Annotated in this window: 18 protein-coding genes and 1 other RNA gene; 10 read left to right on the top strand and 9 right to left on the bottom strand. The window is 70.2% G+C overall.

Annotated features, from left to right (window positions below; genetic code table 11):
- Positions 1-138: 138 nt before the first annotated feature.
- Positions 139-1662, bottom strand: a complete 1524-nt coding sequence (locus AB0M65_RS33445) for a 3-hydroxyacyl-CoA dehydrogenase (RefSeq protein ID WP_364036827.1) — start codon at positions 1660-1662, stop codon at positions 139-141.
- A gap of 169 nt (positions 1663-1831) precedes the next feature.
- Between AB0M65_RS33445 and AB0M65_RS33440 the strand changes: the two genes are divergently transcribed.
- Together AB0M65_RS33440 and AB0M65_RS33435 are read left to right on the top strand one after the other, a co-directional pair.
- Entirely contained in the window at positions 1832-2017 is a 186-nt protein-coding gene (locus tag AB0M65_RS33440; protein WP_364036818.1) for a hypothetical protein, read from the top strand.
- A gap of 9 nt (positions 2018-2026) precedes the next feature.
- Entirely contained in the window at positions 2027-2650 is a 624-nt protein-coding gene (locus tag AB0M65_RS33435; RefSeq protein ID WP_364036815.1) for a TetR/AcrR family transcriptional regulator, read from the top strand.
- Here the strand turns inward: AB0M65_RS33435 and AB0M65_RS33430 are convergent.
- A complete protein-coding gene (locus AB0M65_RS33430; RefSeq protein ID WP_364036812.1) occupies positions 2634-3323 on the bottom strand; it encodes a TetR/AcrR family transcriptional regulator in 690 nt (229 codons plus the stop codon). The two genes, AB0M65_RS33435 and AB0M65_RS33430, sit on opposite strands and share 17 nt — an antisense overlap.
- A 375-nt stretch (positions 3324-3698) precedes the next feature.
- Between AB0M65_RS33430 and AB0M65_RS33425 the strand changes: the two genes are divergently transcribed.
- Entirely contained in the window at positions 3699-4085 is a 387-nt protein-coding gene (locus tag AB0M65_RS33425; RefSeq protein ID WP_364036824.1) for a nitroreductase/quinone reductase family protein, read from the top strand.
- Here the strand turns inward: AB0M65_RS33425 and AB0M65_RS33420 are convergent.
- The 3 genes from AB0M65_RS33420 to AB0M65_RS33410 all read right to left on the bottom strand — a co-directional run bounded on the left by AB0M65_RS33420 (position 4078) and on the right by AB0M65_RS33410 (position 6354).
- On the bottom strand, positions 4078-4293 hold the full coding sequence (locus tag AB0M65_RS33420) for a hypothetical protein (protein ID WP_364036809.1): 216 nt from the start codon (positions 4291-4293) through the stop codon (positions 4078-4080). The genes AB0M65_RS33425 and AB0M65_RS33420 overlap by 8 nt on opposite strands.
- Before the next feature lie 235 nt (positions 4294-4528).
- Complete coding sequence (locus AB0M65_RS33415; RefSeq protein ID WP_364036806.1) at positions 4529-5182, bottom strand: response regulator transcription factor; 654 nt, start codon at positions 5180-5182, stop codon at positions 4529-4531.
- A complete protein-coding gene (locus AB0M65_RS33410; protein WP_364036803.1) occupies positions 5179-6354 on the bottom strand; it encodes a histidine kinase in 1176 nt (391 codons plus the stop codon). The genes AB0M65_RS33415 and AB0M65_RS33410 overlap by 4 nt, the downstream gene beginning before the upstream one ends.
- A 162-nt stretch (positions 6355-6516) precedes the next feature.
- Here AB0M65_RS33410 and AB0M65_RS33405 point away from each other — a divergent pair, with 162 nt between their 5' ends.
- Positions 6517-7590, top strand: coding sequence for a hypothetical protein (locus AB0M65_RS33405; protein WP_364036800.1), 1074 nt, complete (start codon positions 6517-6519; stop codon positions 7588-7590).
- Here AB0M65_RS33405 and AB0M65_RS33400 read toward each other — a convergent pair.
- Positions 7584-8180 (bottom strand): hypothetical protein, encoded by a 597-nt coding sequence (locus AB0M65_RS33400; protein ID WP_364036797.1) that lies wholly within the window; start codon positions 8178-8180, stop codon positions 7584-7586. The two genes, AB0M65_RS33405 and AB0M65_RS33400, sit on opposite strands and share 7 nt — an antisense overlap.
- A 180-nt stretch (positions 8181-8360) precedes the next feature.
- Here AB0M65_RS33400 and AB0M65_RS33395 point away from each other — a divergent pair, with 180 nt between their 5' ends.
- Positions 8361-9110, top strand: a complete 750-nt coding sequence (locus AB0M65_RS33395) for a response regulator transcription factor (RefSeq protein ID WP_364036794.1) — start codon at positions 8361-8363, stop codon at positions 9108-9110.
- Positions 9088-10560, top strand: coding sequence for an ATP-binding protein (locus tag AB0M65_RS33390; protein ID WP_364036791.1), 1473 nt, complete (start codon positions 9088-9090; stop codon positions 10558-10560). Before AB0M65_RS33395 ends, AB0M65_RS33390 begins: the two co-directional genes overlap by 23 nt.
- 12 nt (positions 10561-10572) lie before the next feature.
- Here the strand turns inward: AB0M65_RS33390 and AB0M65_RS33385 are convergent, their stop codons facing one another.
- Entirely contained in the window at positions 10573-11475 is a 903-nt protein-coding gene (locus tag AB0M65_RS33385) for a serine/threonine dehydratase (RefSeq protein WP_364036788.1), read from the bottom strand.
- Positions 11476-11520: 45 nt separating this feature from the next.
- On the opposite strand from AB0M65_RS33385, the gene ffs reads away from it, so the two are divergent.
- An RNA gene (gene ffs / locus AB0M65_RS33380) (signal recognition particle sRNA small type) lies at positions 11521-11615 on the top strand.
- A gap of 110 nt (positions 11616-11725) precedes the next feature.
- Here ffs and AB0M65_RS33375 read toward each other — a convergent pair.
- A complete protein-coding gene (locus AB0M65_RS33375) occupies positions 11726-12559 on the bottom strand; it encodes a fused MFS/spermidine synthase (protein WP_364036785.1) in 834 nt (277 codons plus the stop codon).
- Positions 12560-12589: 30 nt separating this feature from the next.
- Here AB0M65_RS33375 and AB0M65_RS33370 point away from each other — a divergent pair, with 30 nt between their 5' ends.
- Positions 12590-14707, top strand: coding sequence for a DNA polymerase III subunit gamma and tau (locus AB0M65_RS33370; RefSeq protein ID WP_364036782.1), 2118 nt, complete (start codon positions 12590-12592; stop codon positions 14705-14707).
- 21 nt (positions 14708-14728) lie between these two features.
- Here AB0M65_RS33370 and AB0M65_RS33365 read toward each other — a convergent pair whose 3' ends face one another.
- The gene (locus tag AB0M65_RS33365; protein ID WP_364036821.1) at positions 14729-15559 is read right to left on the bottom strand and encodes an N-acetylmuramoyl-L-alanine amidase; all 831 of its coding nucleotides are present in this window, start codon (positions 15557-15559) and stop codon (positions 14729-14731) included.
- A 101-nt stretch (positions 15560-15660) separates the two neighbouring features.
- On the opposite strand from AB0M65_RS33365, the gene AB0M65_RS33360 reads away from it, so the two are divergent.
- Together AB0M65_RS33360 and recR are read left to right on the top strand one after the other, a co-directional pair.
- The gene (locus AB0M65_RS33360; RefSeq protein ID WP_364036779.1) at positions 15661-16017 is read left to right on the top strand and encodes a YbaB/EbfC family nucleoid-associated protein; all 357 of its coding nucleotides are present in this window, start codon (positions 15661-15663) and stop codon (positions 16015-16017) included.
- 1 nt (position 16018) lies between these two features.
- Positions 16019-16615, top strand: a complete 597-nt coding sequence (gene recR / locus AB0M65_RS33355) for a recombination mediator RecR (RefSeq protein ID WP_364036776.1) — start codon at positions 16019-16021, stop codon at positions 16613-16615.
- Positions 16616-16669 lie beyond the last annotated feature (54 nt).

Here is a 16669-nt window from a genome sequence, read left to right as displayed (position 1 = left end):
CACATGATCATGGGGTCCTAGACACACCACATGATCAACCAGAGACCGTGCCTGCCCTCATCCAGGCCCACACCGACTTTGCCGGGGCCCTGCGCTAGGCGCAGGGAAGGGGGCCTTCATGTACTTCGCCTTCACGCGCTACGGGAGCAGGTCGGCAGGGGAAGTTCCGGCGGAGGTGAGCGGCAGACCGAGCGCGACCCGTTCGGTGAGCCAGCCGCTCGGCCGGTAGCGCTGGTCGCCGGTGCTCGCGACGAGCCCGCGCAGTACCCGCAGCACGAACTCCGCGCCCGCCTCCTCGCCCCAGGTCAGCGGGCCGCGCGGGTAGCCGAGGCCGAGCCGGACGGCGGTGTCGATGTCCTCGGGCGTCGCGAGCCGCTGCCCGGCGATGAAACAGGCGGTGTTGACGATCGACGCCAGCAGCCGCTGCGCGATCGGCGCGGGGCCGTCGCGGACGACCGTCACCGGCAGCCCGGTCGCCGCGAGCGCACCCCAGGCGGTGCGGCCGGCGGCCGGATCGAGCGCGGGGTGGATCGAGAGCGTCAGCCGTTTCGCGTAGGCACCCAACGGATCGACCCCGACGACCCGGTCCGCGGGCAGCCCTGCGGCCAATGCGGTGTCCACAGTGGACGCACCGATCGGGCTCACGAGCAGGACCGCGTCCGGGTAGGCGGTGTGCACGACCTGGATCCCCGCCGACGAAAGCAGCGTGCCGAGGCGTTCGTCCTCGACCCACACCGGCGTCGTGGGTGCTTCGGGCACCACCGGTTCCGGTTCGGTCTGTTGTGCGCCGTCGACATAGGTGTAGAAACCCTCGCCGTTCTTGCGCCCGAACAGTCCGGCGGCGACGCGGGGGCGCGTCAGCCACGACGGCCGCAGCCTCGGCTCGCCGTGGAAACCGCTCCAGATGCTTTCCAGTACCGCGTGCGAGACGTCGAGGCCGGTGAGGTCGAGTAGTTCGAACGGGCCGAGTTTCAGGCCGAGCACGTCACGCGCGACGCGGTCCACTTCGGGCGGTGTCGCGATTCCTTCGGCGAGGATCTGCAGTGCTTCGGTGCCAAGGCCGCGGCCGGCGTGGTTGACGAGGAAACCCGGGGCGTCGCGGGCGAGCACGGGTTCGTGTCCCCAGCCGCGGACGAGTTCGGTGATCGCGGGCGGCAGCCAGCCGGCGGTCCGCGCGCCGGGGATGATCTCGACCAGCCGCATCAACGGGACCGGGTTGAAGAAGTGGAGTCCGAGCAGCCTGCCGGGATCGGTCAGCGCGGCGGCGATCTCGGTGACCGAGAGCGAACTGGTGTTGGTGGCGAACACGGTGTCCGGCCCGCAGACGCGTTCCAGATCGGCGAACAGCGCGCGTTTGATCTCCAGGTCCTCGCGGATCGCTTCGACCACGAGGTCGACGCCCTCGGCCGGGGCGAGCGGGCCGTCGACAGCGATCAGCCGTTCCTTCGCGGATGCGGCGGCGTCCTCGGTGATCTTGCCCTTCGAAGCGAGCTTCTCGAGCATCGCGCCGACGTGGTCGATGGCCTTGCCGACCGCGTCAGGCTGGGCGTCGGCGAGCTCGACTTCGAGCCCCGCCGTCACGGCGAGCTGGACGATGCCCCGGCCCATCACCCCGGTGCCGATGACCCGGATCCTGCCGACCTGCTCCGCCCACTTCTGCACCGCGAGCCGCCTTTCCCTCGATGTCGTCCCCGGCGTGACGTTAGCCGTCACGGGGGTTTCTCGCCCGGAAGGGTGATCCGTGCCCCAGTCGGCGTAAGGCCACCGAGGCGGCGCGGTCCCATCCGCGAAACCGAGTGTTCCGCGCCCCAGCTCCGAAGGGAAACCTCCCATGGCCACCGTCCCCGCCGTCCGGACCACGCCGTTGCTCCTCGTCGCCGTGCTCTTCGGCGCCGTCGCCGCCTTCTTCGCGAGCCAGGCCCTGTGGCCGCTCACCGCGCTGGCCGTCGTGGTCACCGTCGCCGTCCTCGCGGGCGGGGTCTGGCTGACCGGACGTCGCGGGAGCAGCGAACTCTAAGATCGCCATGTGACGCCGAAACGCTTGACGCGGGAGGAAAGCCGCGAGCAGACCAGGCAGCGCCTGCTCACGGCGGCCGCCGAGCTGTTCGCCGAACGCGGCGTCAACGGCACTTCGGTCGAGCAGATCGCCGAACGGGCAGGCTTCACGCGCGGCGCGTTCTACGGCAACTTCGACGGCAAGCATGAGCTGGTCGTCGAGCTCCTGCGCCGCCGGACCCGGCGCGAGGCCGAGGAAGTCGCGGCACTGCGTGAAGGTGTGGGGTCCTTCGCGGAGATGATGGACCGGCTGCGCGCGTGGAACGTCGAGCGCGCCGAACATGTCGAAGGCTGGCTGACGCTGCGCACCGAGCTGGCTCTTTACGCCCTGCGGAATCCCGAGGCGCGGCCGCTCGTCGGCGAAGGAGAGAAGTCGACAAGGGCGTTGCTGGAGACGTCGATCCGGGACGAACTCGCCGCGCGGGGCGCGGAACCGCCCGCCGACCCTGCCTTTCTCGCGCTGATCCTGCACGCGCTCGAGGACGGCCTCCTGTTGCAGCGTTTCCTCAGTCCTGAGGGGACCGGCGACCAGGACGCGGTGGACGCCGTCCAGCTGTTGATGCGCTCCTGGACCGCGCTCAGCCGGTCATCTTGATCCCGACGAACTCGGCCATCTGACGTGCCCCGTGCGCGAAGAAGGCGTCCGACGGGTCGACAGAGCCGACGTACTGGCCGAACTGCTCGAAATTGATCATTCCGAACAGCTGTGTCCAGGCCATCATCAGCCTCGACGCCGTTTCGGGAGCCAGGTTCACCTTGAGGATCTCGGTGACGGTGTCGAGTTGATGCAGGAGCTCGACGGGCATCTCGCCGACCTGGGTCTCGACCCGCAGGTTGGCCTCTCGCAGAACCGCGACCAGCGCGAACGCGACGCGGCCCGCGGGGGCGACAGTGTCCTGCGGGGCCTGGTAACCGGGGATCGGTGAGCCGTAGATCAGCGCGTACTCGTGCGGCTGCGCCTTCGCCCAGGCGCGGACCGCGTGCCAGATCGACTCCCACCGTTCCAGCGGGGCCTTCTTCGGATCGTCGGCGGTTTCGGCAGCCTCGCCGACGGCGTTGTAGGCGTCGACGATCAGGGCGGTCAGCAGCTGCTCACGGCTGGAGAAGTAGCGGTAGAGCGCCGACGAGACCATGCCCAGCTCCCGCGCGACGGCGCGGAGGGACAGGCCGAGCGCGCCGACCTCGGCGAGCTGGCGACGGGCTTCGTCCTTGATCTCTCGGGTGAGCTCGGCACGGGCGCGTTCACGTGCGGTCTGGGTGGCGGGCACGCTCTCAGCCTAGAGCATCGCACCTAAACGAGATCGCCGCTCTTGGGCGTCCTCGCCGCACTTTGTCGGGTGCGCCGCTCTCGATCGAGAGCACTGCTCTTGACAAGGCGCGCCACTCTGGTGTTCACTGCTCTTAACGGAGAGCAGTGCTCTCCCAGGAGATCAGGAGACGCAATGACCACCACCGCTGCGGCCACCACCGGCAACGCCACCGCCAACAGTGCCGCCCCCAACAACAGCGCCGCCACCAACGCCACCATGGTCGCCAACGCCAACGCCGCCGTCCCTGCCCACGCCGTCGGCACCGACACCGGCACCGGAACCGGCGCTGCCCGCTACCTCAAGCCGGCCAAGGCGACCAACGCGTTCAACGAAATGGTGCTCAAACTGACGAAACTCGGGGTGAGCGTGCTGGGGAGCCGGGTGCTCTCGGTCCGCGGTCGCAAGAGCGGTGAGTTGCGGTCGGTCCCGGTCAACCTGCTGAAGCTGGACGGCGAGCGCTACCTGGTGGCACCCCGCGGCGTGACCCAGTGGGTGCGCAACCTGCGCGTCGCCGGGGAAGGACAGCTCAACGTCGGGCGCCGCACGGAGACCTTCACCTACACCGAACTGGCCGACGTCGAGAAGCCCGAGATCCTGCGTGCCTACCTCAAGCGCTGGAAGTTCGAGGTCGGCGTGTTCTTCGACGGTGTTGACGCGAAGGCGTCCGACGAGAAGCTGCTGGAGATCGCGCCCGGCTACCCGATCTTCAAGCTCAACTGACGTCTTCGTCCGAGTGCGCCCGCCTGCTCCGGCGGGCAGTGGCCGCCACCAGCACCACCCCGACCAGGAACGCGACGAGTCCGATCAGGAACCACAGTTTCTGCCCGGTCATGAAGCTGCCGGTGAGCACTCCGGCGCCTTGGAGCAACCAGACACCGCCCACCAGCAGGAAGACCAGACCGATCGTGAGCGTGACCCAGCGCTTCATTCGCAGCTCCCGCCTTGACGTGCCCCTGGGGCGATTCTGGCACCGGCCGCGCCGCCCGGCGAACTGATCACTGCCGCGCTGCCCGGCGAGCCGACCACCTGTCCCGCTGCCCGGGCAGACCGATCACCTGCCCCGCCACCCGGCGAACCGATCACCGGCCCCGCCGCCCGGCGAACTGATCACTTGCCCCGCCACCCGGCGAGCCGATCACCTTCCACACCATCCGGCGAGCCGATCACCGGCCGCCGACGAGACCGTTGCGATAGGCGTAAACGACGGCATGCACCCTGTCACGCAGCCCGAGCTTCGCCAGGATCCGGGAAACGTGGGTCTTCACCGTCTCTTCGCCCACATGCAGCCGCGCCGCGATCTCCGCGTTGCTGGAGGCGTCCGCGACCAGAAGCAGGACTTCGCGTTCGCGTGAGGTGAGCCGGATCAGCTCGGCTGGTTCGTCGACGGGTTCGATGCTGGTGGCGAAGGTCGACACCAGCCGCCGGGTCACCGTCGGATCGATCAGCGCGTCGCCGCGCGCGGCCACCCGCATGGCGGAGACGAGTTCTTCGGGCGCGAGGCTCTTCAACAGGAACCCGCTCGCCCCGGCCCGCAGCGCGCGGTAGACGTACTCGTCGGAGTCGTAGGTGGTCAGCACGAGGACGCGGGTGTCGTTGCCGGGAGCCGACATGATTGCCTCGGTGGCGGCCAGACCGTCCAATTTGGGCATCCGGACGTCGAGTACGGCGACGTCCGGGCGCAGCTCGGCCGCCTTGGCCACCGCTTCCCGCCCGTCCGCCGCTTCGCCGACGCATTCGAAGTCCGCCTGAGTGTCCAGCACCGCGCGCATCCCGGACCGGAACATCGCGTGATCGTCCGCCAGCAGAACCCGGATCACTCCGCCTCCAAGGGAAAACCGACTCGAACCCGCCATTGCCGTCCGTCGTCGAGCGGACCGCATTCCGCCTGCCCCCCGAACAACGCCACCCGTTGCCGGATCCCGGCGAGGCCGCGTTTCGTCGACATGCCGGAAGTGCTCCGGCGCGGGCGGCCGATCTCGTTCGTGATCGCGAGGACGACCTCGGTCTGCCGGTAGGCGAGGTCGATCTCCACGGCGCCGCCGGAGCCGTGCCGGAGCGCGTTCGTCAGCGCCTCCTGCGCGATGCGGTAGAGCGCGACGTCCACCGAACCCGGCAGATCCCGCCGCCCGCCGTGGCTGGTCAGCCGCGCGGGAAGCCCGGCGGTGCGGAGGTTTTCGAGCAGCTCGTCGAGGTTGTCCAGCCCCGGCTGCCGCTGCGCGTCCCCGTTCTCCTTGCCGTGCAACAAATCCAACAGGCGCCGGAGGTCGGCCATCGCGGCCCGGCTCGACGATTCGACGGCGGAGAGCGAACGCCGCACGGGGGATTCGCCCGCGGGCAGGGCGAGTCGTGCGGCACCGGCGTGCACGCCGATCGCGCTGACGTGGTGCGAAATGACGTCGTGCAGGTCGCGCGCGATCGTGGTCCGCTCCTCGGTGACGGCACGGCGCACCGCCTCGGCTTCGTGTTGCCGCCGTTGTTCCTCCGCACGCTGGAGATCGGCGATGTACGCGCGCCGGGCGGTCGTGTACCGGCCGACCATCCACGGCAACAGCCCGCTGACGCCGACGTCGATCAGCAGCAGCCGCCAGTCCCGGTCCGCCCGATCGCCAGGGATGAGGGTGCAGCCGAAAAGGCCGATGAGTATCGCGGCCAGCGCGGCGAGTGCGGGTTTGGTCGCGAGCCAGGCGCCCGCGCGGTATCCGGCGATCAGTACGCCCGCGTTGGTGGGCTGCAGGTATCTGTCGTAGGGGAACAGCAGCAGGGACGCGGCGATGAGCAGCACGGCGTGTGCGGCCGAAACCCAGCCGGAGTACCTCGACGGTCCGGCGAGTGCGGCGTTGGCGAGGATGCCGCCGAGCAGGAGCACCCACGGCTGCCAGCCCGCCGAGAGCGAGGGGCCGGCGATGATGAACAGCCCCGCGTCGGCGACGAGACAGACGGCGGCGACCGCACAAGCCTGCCGCGCCAGCGAACCACTGATGTCCCGCACGCGCTCAACTCTGCCCTATTTCGGTGGACAGGGGCCTATTGAGGGGTAAGTCAAACGGGGTCTTCGGAGGTCATCCTGGTTCGAGGTTTCGCGGCCTCCGGATCGCAACACCCGAGCGGGACCCCGAAGGACTTCCGAAACCGGCCAATAAGATCGAAATCCATGGGCAACGCGAAGACGCCCGTGCTCTGGACGACCGGAGCGCCGGGCGCCGGGAAGTCGACCACTGGCTGGGGTTTGTACCGCCGGGTCGCGGACGCGGGCGGCAGTGTCGCGTACGTCGACATCGATCAGCTCGGCCTGATCGGGCCGCCACCGGGCGGCGGGGAAGCCTCGCACGCGATCAAGGCGGGCAACCTGCTGCGGGTACTGGACTTCCTGCGCCGCCGGGGTGTCCGGCAGCTGGTCGTGTCCGGGGTGGTGGATCCCGAAATCGGTGCCGAGCCGTACTTTGCCGGCCACGACTTCGACCTCACGCTCGTCCGGTTGCGGTGCGAGCGCGGGGAACTCGAACGCCGGTTCCTCGGCCGCGGCTCACCCGCCGACGCCTTGCCCGCCCTCTTCGAGGTGGCGGACGCCTACGAGAACATGGCTTTCGGCGAGGAGATGAACACGACCGGGCAGCGGCCCGGCGAGACCGTCGAGGCCTTGTTTTCGCGGTGCGTCGTGGAAGACGGACCGGTCCGGGCGCAAGCAGGGGCAGAGCCGCGACCCGGACCGGTGACCGTGGTGACCGGTCCGACGGCGGTCGGCAAGTCGACAGCCGGGTGGAGTGTGCTCCGTGACCTCTGGCAGCGCGGGATCCCGGTCGCCTACGCCGATCTCGCGCAATTCGGATTCGTGTCTCCCGGCCCGGATCCGGCCGTGGAGGCGGCGGGTCTCGCGGCCGTCTGGCGCGGCTACCGCGAAGCCGGAGCCCGGTCGCTACTCGTCGTCGCCCGCGAATTCGGCCCGGAACACCGGCGTGTTTTCGGGGAGGTCTCCGTCGTCCATCTCGACGCGGACGCCGCGACGCTCGCCGAACGTGTCCGGCGCCGGGCCGAAGGGGAATCTGCGCTACTGGCAGGCGACGAACTCCGCGGCGCGCCACCCGGTGTGCGGGACCGGGTGGCCGCCCGCGCGATCACCGAGGCGGCTGAGATGCGGCGTTCCGGCGGCGACCGCGTCGTCCTCGACACGTCCGGGCAGCAGCCCGGCGAAACGGCCGCCGCGCTGCTCGCCGTCCTTGGTCAGTAGCCGAGGCGAGGCCAGCCCTGACCGTCTTGTCCCGACGGCCCGCCTTGTCTAGGCTGGCCGCCTTTCTGGCCGCGTTGCGGCTGCCCGCCCTTCCCGATGATCGCCACCGTCGCGGTGTCCCCGGCGACCTTCGCGGTCACCGTCACCGTCTCGCCGGTCTTGAGGTCGCCGGTTTTCCGCGTCGACGAATCGATCGTGTAGCCCTGCTTGTAGCCGTCCTTGCTGGTCAGGCTGACGGACGTCGCGCTGATCTCGGTGATCTCGCCGGTCTGCAGCCGTTCGGTGCGGTAACCGCCGTTCCCGTCGGAAACCACGAAATCGCCGTGCAGCGCGTCGCGCGGGAAGGCCCCGCCAGGACCGGTGAGGATCCGGCCGCCGCCGGGGCCGCCCTGGCCTTGTTCCGCGCCGTTCGCGGCCGTCCCGGCCCAGATCGCGGCCCCGCCACCGGCGGCGATCACCACCGCCACCCCGGCCGCGACCGCGGTTTTGCGGCCGGACCATGACTTCTTGGGGGCATCGGCCGGAGCGGGCGCGCCCCAGGTCGTGCTTTCTCCCGCCGCGGGCTCGCCGGGTTTGGTCGGTTCGGGCATTCTGGTCGCCTCCGTGTACTCGGTTGCGGCCATGCTCTGCGCCGACGCTGTGCGGAAGCTGTGCCGGCGGTGGGCACGCGCTGTGACCTTCGGCGGGGACCCCACGGCCGGGTGATCGTTCACAGGAAACGCACAGGCGGGACACAGGGAAGGCTCAACGGGGTCGCCGACGATGGCAGCATGACCAGTGTGAACGTCTCCTCGTCCGGTTCCGCGAAGGCGGGCCTGCGCCGCGCCGACGGCAGCCCCGTGCGGGTGCTGGTCGTCGACGACGAGTCGAGCTTGTCCGAGCTCGTGTCGATGGCCCTGCGTATGGAGGGCTGGGACATCCGCACCGCCGCCGACGGCACCGAAGCCGTTCGCGTGGCGCGGGAATTCCGGCCGGACGCGGTGGTGCTGGACGTCATGCTGCCGGATATGAACGGCCTGGAGGTGTTGCGCCGCATGCGGTCCGAGGCGCCGAACCTGCCGGTGCTGTTCCTGACCGCCAAGGACGCGGTGGAGGACCGCATCGCCGGGCTCACCGCGGGCGGCGACGACTACGTCACCAAACCGTTCAGCCTGGAGGAGGTCGCGCTGCGGTTACGCGCACTGCTCCGGCGCGCGGGCGGGGTCGCGGGGCCGAGCGGTTCGACGCTGGTCGTCGGCGATCTCACCCTCGACGAGGACAGCCGCGAGGTGCACCGCGCGGGTGATCTGGTGCCGTTGACCGCGACCGAGTTCGAACTGCTGCGTTATCTCATGCGCAATCCGAAGCGTGTGCTGTCGAAGGCACAGATCCTGGACCGGGTGTGGAGTTACGACTTCGGCGGCCAGGCCAACATCGTCGAGCTGTACATTTCCTATCTCCGCAAGAAGATCGACGCCGACAGGGAGCCGATGATCCATACGATGCGGGGCGCCGGGTATGTCCTCAAGCCCGCGGGGTAGGCGGCCTTGGTCCCTGCGGCGGCGGCTGATCGCGCAGGTCGCGGGGCTGCTGGCGCTCGTCTGCCTGGTGGTGGGCGTGGTGACCCAGCTGGCGTTGCGGGACTTCCTGATCGGCCAGCTCGACGACCGGATCGCCGAGACCAGCGAACGCGCCAGCCGTCCGCCGCCACCGGGACGCCCTGGCGGTGACCGGGTTCCGGAAGGTTTGCGCGCGTACGGGCAGAGCACCGGCTCGCTGTTCGTGAACGTATTCCCGGACGGGCGCGTTCTCGCGGCCGTGCTGCGGTCCAGCTACGACGCCAAGGTCACCGACCCGTTCCCGCACGACGAGATCACGCACGCGCAGGTGGAAACCCTGCTGCGTGTGGGGCCTGACAGCAGGCCACGTGACGTGGACCTCGGGTCGCTCGGGGAGTACCGAGTGGTGGCGAAGGTGACCTCCAACGGCGGGCTCGCGATCACCGGACTGCCCACAAAGGACGTCACGGATACCTTGTGGAACCTGGGTTTCATCTTCGGTGGCGTCGCCATCGGCGGCATCCTGCTGGCCGGCGCGCTCGGCGCGGTGACCGTGCGACGCACCATGAAACCCCTCGACCGGCTGGCCGCCACCGCGACCAGGGTCGCCGAACTCCCGCTGGACCGCGGCGAGGTCGCGCTGTCCGAACGAGTGTCCGAAGTGGACACCGACCCGCGGACCGAGGTCGGCAAGGTCGGCTTCGCGCTCAACCGCATGCTCGGTCACATCTCCGACGCGCTTTCCGCCCGGCAGGCCAGTGAAAGCCGCGTGCGCCGGTTCGTCGCGGACGCCAGCCACGAGCTGCGGACCCCGCTCGCCGCCATTCGCGGCTACGCGGAGCTCACCAGGCGATCGGGTTCCGAAGTGCCGCCGGACATCGCCTTCGCGATGAGCCGGGTCGAATCGGAATCGACGCGGATGACCGGTCTGGTCGAGGATTTGCTGCTGCTCGCGCGGCTCGACTCCGGACGTCCGGTGGTGCACGAGCAGGTCGATCTTTCGCGGCTGGTCGCGGACGCCGTCGCCGACGCGCATGTCGCCGGGCCGGAACACAAGTGGCTGCTGGAGGTTCCGCCGGAGCCGATCACCGTGCTCGGCGACGCGGGCCAGCTGCACCAGGTGGTGATCAATTTGCTGGGCAACGCGCGCACGCATACACCGGCGGGAACCGAGGTCGCCACCTCTTTGTCCTTAGTGGACTCAGTGGTGACACTGTCCATTGTGGATGGCGGTCCGGGTGTCCCGCCGGAGATCCTCCCGGACGTCTTCGGCCGGTTCACCCGCGGCGACGATTCGCGCTCGCGGGCCGCGGGCAGCACCGGGCTCGGGCTGGCGATCGTCGCGGCCGTGGTCGCCGCGCACGGCGGGTACGTCGGGGTGAGCAGCCGCCCGGGGCGGACGGAGTTCCAGGTCCGGTTCCGGGCCGCCTGAATCGGGCCGGCTTCAGGGCGTCCATTCGCTGTTCGCACCGCACAGGATGACGCAGGGGAGGTCGCCACCGGTCCGCCCGGCCAGCCACGCGGCGAACGGGACGGCGGCCGCCGGCTCGACGGCGAGGCGGAACTCCTCCCAGAGCCGGTCCCGCGCGGCGAGCAGTTCCGCGTCGCTGACCAGCACGGACGTCACCCGCTCCCGGAGCACCCCGAACGGGACGCTCCCGATCTTGGTCGCACCCAGCGCGGAAGAAGCCACCGAGTCGATCTCGACGTCCACCGGTTCACCCGCCTCCAGCGCCGCGCTCAGCGCACGGCACCCTTCCGGCTCGACGGCGAATGTCGGCACCCCGGCCAGCGACGTCCCGGCCGCCAGCCCGCCACCGCCGACTGCGACCAGTATCGCGTCGACGTCCGGCGCGTCTTCGACGATTTCCGCCGCGACAGTGCCCTGACCGGCCACGACGGCCGGATCGTCGTACGCGTGCAGGTACCGCGTACCCGGCTCGGACGCGGCCTCCAGCGCCTTCGCGGCTGCCTCGGCGTACGTCGCGCCGTGACGGATCAGCTTCGCGCCCGCGGCTTCGATCCGCTGCGCCTTCGCCAGCGGAGCCGACTCCGGCACGTACACCGTCGCAGGCAGATTCAGCAGCGAAGCCGCCGTCGCGACACCCAGCCCGTGGTTGCCGCCGGACGCCGTCAGCACCCGCTCCGGCAACGGCCCGCTCACCAGCGCGTTCACCGCGCCCCGCAACTTGAACGACCCGCTCCGCTGCAAATGCTCCAGCTTGAGGACCAGCGGCCTGCCGTCCACCTCGGCACGCAACACCGGCGTCCGTCGCACGAACGGGTGGACCGCTTCGACGGCCGCACGGACATCGGCCCAGGTCGGAGCGGTGATCGAAGTACTCATACCCCCACTGTCCTCCACCACCGGGCGGGAGTGACTACACTGGTCCCCGGACCCCGCGCGGCGTCCATCTTGTGAACCTCCCCAGGGCCGGAAGGCAGCAAGGATAAGCAAGCTCTGACGGGTGCGCGGGGTCCCCTTGTTTTTTGGGGTGCGACCCCAAGCCCGCCCGGCGGGCTTCGCCCCCGGACCCCCGGCGGTGGTTGCTTGGGTGACCAGGTGCGGTTTTAGAGACGCCGCACGCCCCTACCCCTCAGAAGATCCCGAAGACGTCTTTTGGGGGCACTGGTGACGGCATGGGGGCCGCGTCGGTGACGGGTTTGGCCTTGCCTTGGAGCTCACGGAGGTCTTCGCCCGCGACGCAGCGAGCCGGGTAGGCGGAGGAGGCGGCCCGCCGGGTCAGGTCCGCGACCGGCAGTTCGACCCGCGAGGCGGCGACCACGATGTTCCCGAAACGCCTGCCACGCAGGACACCCGGCTCGGCCAGCAACGCGACATGCGGGAATGACGTCGCCAGCGTCGCCAGGAAACGCCGGAGAAACGGCAGGTTCGGCCCGTCCGAGACGTTCGCGAGGTAAGTCCCGGCAGGCCGCAAGACGCGCGCGACTTCGTTCGTGAACTCGACCGTCGCGAGCCCGCCGGCGAAGACTCCGCGCTCGAAAGCGTCCAAGACCACCAGGTCGGCCGAAGCGTCGTACCTCTCGGAGACGCCTTCGCGGCCGTCGCCGACCCGGACCTTCAGCCCCTTCAGACCCAGTTGCTCCCGGATCAGCGCGACGAGTTCGCCGTCGGCGTCGAAGACCAGCTGGCGTGAGCGCGGTCGCGTCGCGGCGACGTAGCGGGGGAGCGTGCAGGCCGCGCCGCCGACGTGCAGCGCGTCGAGAGGTCCTTCGGCGAGGCAGTCGATGACGTCGGCGATCCGGCGGATGTAGTCGAACTCGAGATCTGCCGGGTCGTCGAGGTTGACGTGCGACTGCGCCACGCCGTCGACGGAGATCATCCAGGCGTTGGGGCGGTCGGCGTCCCGGAGCAGTTCGGCCGTGCCGAAGCGGACCGGATAGGTGCCCGGGGTCGGTGCTGGTCTCACCTGTCGGAGCCTCCCGGTATCCTCGCGGCCGTGGCACTAGCGCTGTACCGAAAGTACCGTCCGGCTACCTTCGCCGAGGTCGTCGGGCAGGAGCATGTGACCGATCCGCTGCGCATCGCGCTGGCCGCCGGTCGGATCAACCACGCCTACCTCTTCTCCGGCCCACGCGGCTGCGGAAAGACGTCGAGCGCGCGCATCATGGCGCGGTCGCTCAACTGCGCGAAGGGCCCGACGCCGGATCCGTGCGGCGAGTGCAACTCGTGCCGCAACCTCGCGCCCGAAGGCCCCGGCAGCGTCGACGTCACCGAACTCGACGCAGCCAGCCACGGTGGTGTCGACGACGCCCGTGAGCTGCGGGACAGGGCCTTCTACGCCCCGGCCGACTCGCGCTACCGCGTCTTCATCATCGACGAGGCGCATATGGTCACCACGCAGGGCTTCAATGCGCTGCTGAAGATCGTGGAAGAGCCGCCCGAGCATCTGATCTTCATCTTCGCGACCACCGAACCGGACAAGGTGCTGCCCACCATCCGGTCGCGGACGCACCATTACCCCTTCCGGCTGATCCCGCCCAAGTCGATGCGGGAACTGCTCGAACGCAACGTCGCCGATGAAGGCGCGCAGGTCGAGCCAGCGGTGTATCCACTGGTCATCCGCGCGGGTGGCGGTTCGGCGCGCGACACGCAGTCGGTGCTGGACCAGCTGCTGGCCGGTGCCGGGCCGGACGGCGTCGACTATTCGCGTGCGGTGTCGCTGCTGGGTGTCACCGACGTCGCGCTCATCGACGGCATGGTCGACGCGCTGGCCGCGGACGACGCGGCCGGGGTGTTCCGCACCGTCGAGAGGCTCGCCGAGGCCGGGCACGACCCCCGCCGGTTCGCCACCGACCTGCTCGACCGCCTGCGTGACCTGGTGATGCTGCGGTCGGTGCCGGACGCGGGTGAGTCCGGACTGGTCTCCGCGCCGGACGACGAACTCAAGAAAATGAAGGAGCAGTCGGGCAAACTGGAGCCAGCCACGCTCTCGCGGTACGCCGACATCGTCCACAATGGACTCCTGGAGATGCGGGGTGCGACCTCGCCGCGGCTGGTGCTGGAACTGCTGACCGCCCGCATGCTGCTGCCGTCGATCGCCGAGGGCGCCGACGCGCTGCTGGCCCGGCTCGAACGGCTTGAGCGTCGTGCCGCTTCGGCTCCGGCGCCCGTCGCCGCTCCTGCCGGGGGTGCTGCGCAGGCCGCCCCGCCCGCCCAGGCGGCCGCCTCCGTACAGGCCGCTCCGGTCGGTGCGGCGCAGGCTCCGGCCCAGGTCGCTCCGGCGGGTGAAGCCGTGCGCGCGTTCCAGCGGCCGTCGCAACGAACCGCTCAGGCACCCGCCCCGGCCTCGCCGCCCGAGCGGCAGCAGCCGTCCGCCCAGCCCGCGGCTCAGCCGCCCGCACGGCCGGAACCGGCCGCCGAACCGCCTGCCCCCCAACGGTCTTCCGCACCGGCCGCACCTGCTCCGGCGGCGGTGACGGCGTCGGTGACTGCGACGGCGTCGGCGTCGGCGTCGGGTGGCGGAGCGACGGACACGGACGGGATCCGCGGCCGCTGGCCGCAGGTGGTGGCCGCGATCCGCAAAGCCCCGGGCGGCACCGTGACCGCGTCGATGCTCACGCAGGCGAGCGTGGCGAATGTCGAGGGCACCGCCGTCACGCTCACGCACAACGCGGAACCGCTGGCGCGCCGGATTTCCGAGCCGCATAACGCGGAGCGCGTCGCGGCCGCGTTCAAGGAGGTCTTCGGCGGCGACTGGCAGGTCCGGTGCGTGCACGGTGCCGCGCAGCCCCGGCAGACCGCCGCCCCCGCGAAGGCCGCTGCCGCGCCTCCCGCGTCCGAGCGGTCGTTCACCCGCCGGTCGGCCGAAGCACCCGGAGCCGCTCCCGCGCCTCCGCCACCGCCGAAGCCGGAACCTCAGCGGCCGAAGGTGGCGACCACCGAACCGGACATCCCGCTCCCGCCCGAGCCGGTCGAGGACGACGAGGAGCTGTACTCCGAGGACGCGAGTCCCGCGCCGCCGCCTCCGCCGCTCCCGCCCGAGAAGGACCCGGACGAGATCGCGCGGAAGCTCCTCGCCGAGCACCTCAACGCCCGTCCGCTCGAAGAACGCTGACGGGCGCTTCCAGGAAGCCGCTCAGCCCGCGAGGTAATCCTCGATGGCCTTCGCGATGACGGCGGCGTAGCTTTGACGGCCTTCTTCGCTCGCCATCGCCGAGGCTTCGTCGGCGTTGCGCATGTTCCCGCATTCGATGAGTGCGGCGGGCCGCGTCGAGAGGTTGAGCCCGCCGAGGTCGTCGCGTGGCGCGAGCCCGTTCGAACCGAGGTACGTCGACGTCGGGAACCCGCCCGCGCGGATGCCGTCCCGCAGCGCCGTCGCGAGCCGCGTCGAAGGCTCGCCTTGCTGGGCGTTCAGCGGCGGGGCCGAATAAGCGACGTGGAATCCGTGTGCACCGGCGGAATTCGAGCCGTCGGCGTGGATCGACACGACGGCGTCCGCTTGCGCTTCGTTCCCGATCGCGGCGCGTTCATCAACGCACGGCCCGACGCCGGTGTCGTTCCGCCGGGTGAGAATGACCCGGATTCCCTTGGCGCTCAAGGCTTCCGAGACACGCTGCGAGACATCCCAGGTGAACGCGTGCTCGGAATAACCGGAATTCGTCGCGGTTCCGGTGGTATTGCACGGTTTCGTCTTCCCGCGGCCCGCCGGGACCTGTTTGTTGATCTCGCCGGGTCTGCCGGAGTTGCCACCGTTGTGCCCGGGGTCCAGCACCACGATCTTGCCCGTCTTCGACGGCTGAGTCGTGGGGGGCGGCTTCGGCGCACTCGACGGTGGCACGCTCGGCGCGGAACTCGGCTGCGGCAGCGTGGTGAGGACGGTGGTCGTACCCGGCGCAGGCGGATTCCCCGGCGGTGGGGCAGGGGTCTCCACTCCACAGGCCGTGAACAGCACCAATCCGATCGCCATCACCAGGCTCACCCGTCGTCGCACTGCGCCCACGGTGCCATACGCGTGACGGCTAGGCTGGTAGGCGGCACAGGATTTTCCAGGAGAGGACCGATCGGATCATGGTGCAACCCGGTGGCGGCTTCGACCTGTCGCAGATCATGCAGCAGGCGCAGCAGATGCAGCAGAAGCTGGTCGAGGCCCAGGAAGAGCTGGCAGGCACGGAGGTGACCGGCACTTCCGGTGGCGGCCTCGTCACCGCGACCGTGTCCGGCGACAGCCAGCTCAAGTCGTTGTCCATCGACCCCAAGGTGGTCGACCCCGACGACGTCGAGACGCTGTCCGACCTGGTCGTCGCGGCCGTGCGGGACGCCTCGGCCAACGCGCAGAAGCTCACCGAACAGAAACTCGGCCCGCTCGCCGGCGGCCTCGGCGGCGGGATGCCGGACCTCGGCGGCTTCCCCGGGCTCGGCGGCTAGCTTGTACGAGGGTGTCGTCCAGGATCTGATCGACGAACTCGGGCGGCTGCCCGGCGTCGGTCCCAAAAGCGCGCAGCGGATCGCCTTCCACCTGCTGGCCGCCGATCCCGCGGACATCTCGCGCTTGCAGGAAGTGCTCGGCAAGGTCAAGGAAGGCGTGCAGTTCTGCGAGGTCTGCGGCAACGTCTCCGAGCAGGAGACCTGCCGGATCTGCCGCGACGCCCGCCGCGACCTGACGGTCATCTGCGTGGTCGAGGAACCGAAGGACGTGCTCGCCGTCGAGCGGACGCGCGAGTTCAAGGGCCGCTATCACGTGCTCGGTGGCGCGCTGGACCCGTTGTCCGGCATCGGCCCGGAGCAGCTGCGGATGCGGGAACTGCTCGCGCGGATCGGTGGCGCGGAGATCAGCGAGATCATCATCGCGACCGACCCGAACACCGAGGGCGAGGCGACGGCGACGTACCTCGTGCGGATGCTCCGTCCCTTCCCCGGCCTGACGGTGACGCGGCTCGCTTCGGGGCTGCCGATGGGCGGTGACCTGGAGTTCGCGGACGAGCTGACGCTGGGGCGGGCGCTCTCGGGCCGTCGGGTTTTGTAGCTCACCCAAGTGTCATGAGGGGTCCCCATAGGACGAATTTCGTCCTATGGGGAC

Origin of the sequence: Amycolatopsis sp. NPDC051071, from assembly GCF_040682875.1 — a bacterium.
Lineage (GTDB): Bacteria > Actinomycetota > Actinomycetes > Mycobacteriales > Pseudonocardiaceae > Amycolatopsis.
This window is presented reverse-complemented; position numbering and strand designations above follow the sequence as displayed.